Source organism: Acinetobacter minutum (assembly GCF_035916735.1).
Taxonomy (GTDB): domain Bacteria; phylum Pseudomonadota; class Gammaproteobacteria; order Pseudomonadales; family Moraxellaceae; genus Acinetobacter.
Genome location: NZ_JAQIHG010000058.1, coordinates 1 through 2929 on the forward strand (window position 1 = coordinate 1; position 2929 = coordinate 2929).

Below are 2929 nucleotides of genomic sequence, written 5' to 3' on the forward strand. Positions count from 1 at the left end.
TGTCCGAGGGTTGTGAAGCTAAAACCACAGAAATACCCAAGAAAATGCCAGTCAATTTCTTAACTGACTGGCATTACCGTTACGACGGGCTTTTTTTATGCCTGTATATTTTTAAATATAAGATTGTGAAAATAATTGGATTTTGTGAATAACTCACTGGATGTGTCTAGCCACTCTTCAGGTGAGGTTTTGTGGAGAGCATGATTAAGCAAAAGCAACACAGATCACTAAATTTGGCGTTAGAATGAATTTAAAGACTGAACAATGATAAAAATAGGGGAGATTGGCGTGAGAAAGACAGTACAAAAACTAGTGATCAGTTCACTGCTTGTTAGCAGCTTAAGTTTATCTGGATGTGGATATAACACGCTGCAAGTGAAAGATGAAGCTGTCACTGCTGCATGGTCTGAGGTTGAAAACCAGTATCAGCGTCGTGCTGATTTGGTGCCTAATTTAGTGAATGTGGTAAAAGGCTATGCCAAACATGAGGAAAAAGTACTGACTGAAGTCACTCAGGCACGAGCGAATGTGGCAGGCTTGAAAGTGGATAAAGCAGTGCTGGATGATCCTGCGGCATTTCAACGTTATCAAGAGGCACAAAGTCAGCTGGATGGTGCCTTATCCCGTTTGATTGCTATTTCAGAAAATTATCCAGATTTAAAAGCCAATGAACAGTTCCGTGACTTACAAGTACAGCTTGAAGGTACGGAAAACCGTATTGCTGTGGCACGCAACCGTTATATTGCTTCCGTACAGGATTTTAATAGCTATTCACGCCAATTTCCGCAAGTCATGACGGCAAAAGTGATAGGCATGCAGCCCAAACCAAACTTTAAAGCTGAAGCTGGCGCTCAACAGGCACCCAAAGTCACTTTTGAATAAGTCAGGAGACTACTCATGGCACAATTCCGGGGTAGGCGAAAAGCTCTTTTTGATCGGTATTTGAGTTGCCAAGGTCTGATAATTGTCCTGTTGATGTTGATTAGTCCACTCAGCTGGAGTGAACCTACGCTCAATCAAGCGGTCAATGGGCCTGTGGTGGGTCAGCCGCTTAGGGCGACGACTACGGGTACATCTAGCGTTTCCCCATCTGACGCAAAAACACAAAAACCGGAACAGCAACCTGCCAACATGCACCAGGATTTACCTGATCTAAATCAGCCGATTATTGACCAGGCACAGTTACTTTCAGTTCCAGAACAACAGGCTTTACAGGATAAAATTCTAGGTCTATATCAGCAGGGCAAGGCACAAATCGGTATTGTCATTGTTCCGAGTATGGGACAAGAGGATATTTTTGATTTTGCGATGCGCATTGCTGAAAAATGGCAGCTGGGATCTGCACAGCGTGACAATGGCTTACTGATGGTCATCGCGGTCAATGATCATCGTATCCAGATTTTGACCGGTTATGGATTGGAAGGAGTGTTACCAGATATTGTCGTGGGTAGAATTATTCGTAATCAGATGACTCCTTACTTTAAGCAAAATCAGTATGCTCAAGGGATTGCAGCTGGCTTAAATGAAATTGAACGAATTTTAAATCTGGATCCTGAAGTGGCTCAACAGGCTGCACAAGAACTTAAACAGCAGCAGGAGCAAGCTCTGTACCAACAACAGGCACAGCAGAAAACTTGGGGTGCCGCCTTATTTATTCTGATTGCTGGTGTGATTGGTTCCTATGTGGTGGGAAACCGATTAAGTGCAGTGACAGCGGGCGTAGCGGCGACGGTTGCAGGAATAGTCAACGGTATCGGATTATTTTCGAGTCTTTTACTGGGAGTCGGTATTTTTATTCTGCTCATTAGCTCAGTGGCTCAGCTCATATTTCAGTTGTTTTTATCTGGAGCGGGGCATGGTAGCGGGCGAGGGGGTGGATTTGGTGGAGGTGGAGGTTATCGCGGTGGCGGTGGTGGATTTGGCGGAGGAGGTGCTTCAGGCTCATGGTAACAACAACGGATACGACTCGCATTTTGACTCAGCCGAAAGTTGCTGAACCTGTCCAGCCGAGTTTAAAGCGCTGGTTCAAACACTTTTTTTATCTCCCACTGAGCAAACGCTATTTTAGTTCACGGGACCAGCAAGAGATTGCCCAAGCCGTACAAAAAGCAGAACAAGGCCATGCAGGTGAGATTCAGGTCGTGATAGAAGGACATATTCCTTGCCATCAAGCTTATTGGCAAAATACTCAGATGCGAGCGCGTCAGTTATTTGCGGAGTTGGGTGTATGGGATACGGAATTTAATAGTGGTGTATTGCTGTATCTGAATTTGTGCGAACAAAAAGTTGAGATTGTAGTCGATCGTGGTATTTGTCATTCAACTGAGCAGCAGGTTTGGAATGAGATCTGCCAAGCGATGATTGCTCTATTTCAACAGCATCAATATCGTGAGGCAGTTATTTTGGGTGTTGAATCAATTGGAAAAGAGCTAAATTTTTATTATGCAAACTCTGTCACTGATCAGACGAATGAACTTGATAATGATCCAATTGTGATGAAATAAGCTGGGAGAAGATCACTGTATAAAAATGACAAAAATTGTCAGTTGTTTAGGGTGTGTTGACACTTTTAGCTTAAAAAAATAGCGAAGTAGTAAAATCAAATCGCCAAACCCAATTTTACTATTCGCTATGCCTCGTACCATGCTGACAGATCAACACTGGCAAAAGTTGAAAGCTATTCTGCGTAATTTATCCATTCATCACAACTCAAATTTACGTAATTTTATTGAAGCTATTCTCTATAGAATTAGAACAGGCTGTCCGTGGCGAGATATTCCTTCCTATTTTGGTCAATCAAACTCTATTTTCAAACGTTTTAATCGTTGGTCAAGCAGTGGTAAGTTGCTTAGATTATTCAAATTATTAGCATCACACCCTGATATGGAGTGGATTTTTATTGATGGCTCTTACGTACGTGCTCATCAAC

General features: G+C 42.8%; 4 protein-coding genes. All 4 read left to right on the top strand.

Annotated features, from left to right (window positions below; genetic code table 11):
- Positions 1-312 precede the first annotated feature (312 nt).
- Positions 313-882, top strand: coding sequence for a LemA family protein (locus PAE54_RS12305; RefSeq protein WP_442784408.1), 570 nt, complete (start codon positions 313-315; stop codon positions 880-882).
- A gap of 93 nt (positions 883-975) precedes the next feature.
- Complete coding sequence (locus PAE54_RS12310; RefSeq protein WP_442784409.1) at positions 976-1950, top strand: TPM domain-containing protein; 975 nt, start codon at positions 976-978, stop codon at positions 1948-1950.
- Entirely contained in the window at positions 1944-2504 is a 561-nt protein-coding gene (locus tag PAE54_RS12315; RefSeq protein WP_326519647.1) for a TPM domain-containing protein, read from the top strand. Before PAE54_RS12310 ends, PAE54_RS12315 begins: the two co-directional genes overlap by 7 nt.
- Positions 2505-2631: 127 nt before the next feature.
- The coding region (locus PAE54_RS12320) for a transposase (protein WP_326519648.1) at positions 2632-2929 on the top strand (298 nt) is incomplete at its 3' end.